The 2501-nt window shown below is 68.4% G+C and carries 3 protein-coding genes and 1 pseudogene; all 4 read left to right on the forward strand.

Features of this window, described 5'->3' with window-relative positions; genetic code table 11:
• Nucleotides 1-263 (forward strand): annotated as a pseudogene (locus tag D7W81_RS42675) (hypothetical protein); the annotation flags it as partial.
• A gap of 61 nt (nt 264-324) precedes the next feature.
• Nucleotides 325-939: a sigma-70 family RNA polymerase sigma factor gene (locus D7W81_RS40810; protein ID WP_208721692.1), complete on the forward strand. Its 615-nt coding sequence runs from the start codon at nt 325-327 to the stop codon at nt 937-939.
• Nucleotides 940-1024: 85 nt separating this feature from the next.
• The gene (locus tag D7W81_RS40815) at nt 1025-1672 is read left to right on the forward strand and encodes an anti-sigma factor family protein (RefSeq protein ID WP_120560699.1); all 648 of its coding nucleotides are present in this window, start codon (nt 1025-1027) and stop codon (nt 1670-1672) included.
• A complete protein-coding gene (locus tag D7W81_RS40820) occupies nt 1669-2121 on the forward strand; it encodes a hypothetical protein (protein WP_120560700.1) in 453 nt (150 codons plus the stop codon). Before D7W81_RS40815 ends, D7W81_RS40820 begins: the two co-directional genes overlap by 4 nt.
• Nucleotides 2122-2501 lie beyond the last annotated feature (380 nt).

Genomic DNA, 2501 nt, shown 5'->3' on the forward strand with positions numbered 1-2501 from the left:
GCCTCTACCAGCCCCTGCCCGGCCCCTTCGTGCGCCGGGACGCCGAGGGACGGCCCCTCCAGAACGACGACCCCCGCGACCGCCACGGCAGCGACCGCCGGCTGGGCGGCCGGATGTTCTGGAACGTGCTCCACTCCTTCCGCGACGTCCCGGAGGAGGAGACGGCCGTCTCCCAGGCCCAGTGGGACCGCATGGTGTTCGGGGCGGTGCTGGCCATGGTGGGCCTGGCCCTGGCGGCCATCGCGCTCGTCAGCTCGCTCTAGCAGCGGCGGGGCGCGTCGAAAGCCTTGGGGTTGGCGTGGCATGTGCTACGGTGCCGCCCACTTGGCCACCGACGACCTCACACTCGTCAAGCGCGTCCGCAGCGGGGACCAGCGCGCCTTCAAGCTCCTCGTCGAGCGTTACCAGCGCAAGGTGTATGCCGTCGCGCTCGGAATGCTGAAGGACAAGGAGGAGGCGATGGACGTCTCCCAGGAGGCGTTCGTCAAGGTCTACAAGTACCTGGACCACTTCAAGGGCGACGCGTCCTTCTACACGTGGCTCTACCGCATCACGTCGAACATCTGCATCGACGTGCTGCGCAAGCGCCGGGGCAGCGGCGAGGCCGTCGAGTACGACGAGACGCAGGACGTGGACCTCTCCGAGGCCCGCATCGGCGCGCTGGGCAGCCGCCTGGGGACGAACCCCCAGAAGAGCGCCCTGCGCAAGGAGCTGGCGGAGAAGATCCAGGAAGCGCTGGCCACGGTGCCGGAGAAGCACCGCGCCATCCTCCTGCTGCGCGAAATCGAGGGAATGTCCTACGAAGACCTGGCCCGCACGCTGGACATCCCCAAGGGCACGGTGATGAGCCGGCTCTTCCACGCGCGCGCCAAGGTGCAGAAGATCCTCGGGGATTATCTGGAGCTGGACGAAGCCAAGAGCGGGGTGGGCAACGAATGAGGGTGCCAGAAAGGCCTCCTCGAATATCCGTGGGGGAGGGCGCGTCCCCACCGACGAATTCCCACCAGCCCGCAGGGTGAAGAGTATGGCCGGAAATCCCGCGTGTGAGCGTTTCGTACCGCTCCTGTCTCCCTACATCGACGGTGAACTCGCTCCTGGGGAGCGCGTGAACGTGGAACGGCACCTGGCCGCCTGCCGGGATTGCACGGGCCGCGCGGCGGACCTGCGCGCCGAGTCCGGGTTGCTGCGGGTGGGCCTGGACATGGCGGTGGACGACGTCGACTTCAAGGACTTCGCCCAGAAGGTCATGGCCCGGGTGACGCCGGAGAAGCCGCCCCTCATCGAGCGGATGCGGCTGGCCCTGTCGGAGATGTTCCTCTACCAGCGCACCGCGATGATGTCGTCGCTGGCCACCGCCGCGGTGGTGCTGCTGGTGGCGCTGCCGCTGGTGCTGCGCGACAACGCGCCGGAGGGCTACGCCGCCGAGCGCATGACGGTGAAGTCCATCCAGTCCTACCAGGGCGCCCGCGTGGCCCCGGTGGTGATGGAGACCGAAGGCGGCGGCTCCATCATCTGGATGGTGGACGAGCAGGAGCAGGCTCCGGAGCCCGTGAAGGAGAAGAAGCCGGGCGCGGTGGAGTCCCAGGATTCGAGCGTGGAGCAGGATGGACAGGGAGGGCAGCCGTCGCCGGCTCCGTCCGTTCCGCCCCGGCCCACCGGAGGAGCGCTATGACGAAGCCGACGTGGGCGGTGCTGGCCCTGCTGGTTGCCGTGGGTCTGGTGATGGGGCCGGCGGTGGCCTCCGCCCAGGAGCAGAAGGTGAAGGTGCAGGTGGAGGTGGTGCTGGCCTCCAACAAGGGCACCGTGGTGGACCCCCCGGAGCTCACCAAGATGAAGGAGGCATTCCAGAAGCAGAACTTCAGCTTCACCTCCTTCAAGCGCATGTCGCTGGACACGGTGGAGGTGGGCGCCCAGAAGCCCACGGAAGTGAAGCTCCCCAACGGGACGAACGCGTCGCTCCAGCTGCTGGGCATGAAGGACGGCAGCGCCACGCTGCGCGTCATCATCCCGAACCAGTCCTCCGTGGAGGTGGAGCTGGGCCGCCAGGGCGCCGTGTACCAGAAGGCCGGCAAGCACGTGGGGGGCGAGCTCATCCTCGTCCTGGTGCCGCCGTCGAAGTAGCAGCCGGGTCGTGACGGATGCGCGCCGCCTTCGGGCAGGCGCCGTCCGGTGAAGCACCTCCCTGACGCCTGGATGGCCCCCTTCTCCCCGGGCGGCCCCGCGTCAGGGTCCCACTGTTCCTGAATCTTCCCCACTCCTCGCACATCCACCCTCAAGCGGGTGGTGTGCTGTCCCAGCGTCGGAGGGCTCCGTCCCGCGCCTGACGTGCGCCGGGGTGTGCCTGCGACCGCGGGGCAGGAAAGAGGGCGGAACTACCTGGAGCCGGCCTGAAAGAAAGACAGTCCTGCCCGGCCCGACAGGGTCAGGACGGGGTTTCTTCCCTCGGAAAATGCCCAGTTGGGCGACGGCACGGCAGTTGCTCTTGGGTCAGAGCGCAGGAC

The organism is Corallococcus aberystwythensis (assembly GCF_003612165.1).
GTDB classification, from domain to species: domain Bacteria; phylum Myxococcota; class Myxococcia; order Myxococcales; family Myxococcaceae; genus Corallococcus; species Corallococcus aberystwythensis.

Coding starts and splice junctions, on each gene's coding strand:
- D7W81_RS40820 (WP_120560700.1), top strand. CDS start 1,669: ATGACGAAGCCGACGTGGGCGGTGCTGGCCCTGCTGGTTGCCGTGGGT.
- D7W81_RS40815 (WP_120560699.1), top strand. CDS start 1,025: ATGGCCGGAAATCCCGCGTGTGAGCGTTTCGTACCGCTCCTGTCTCCC.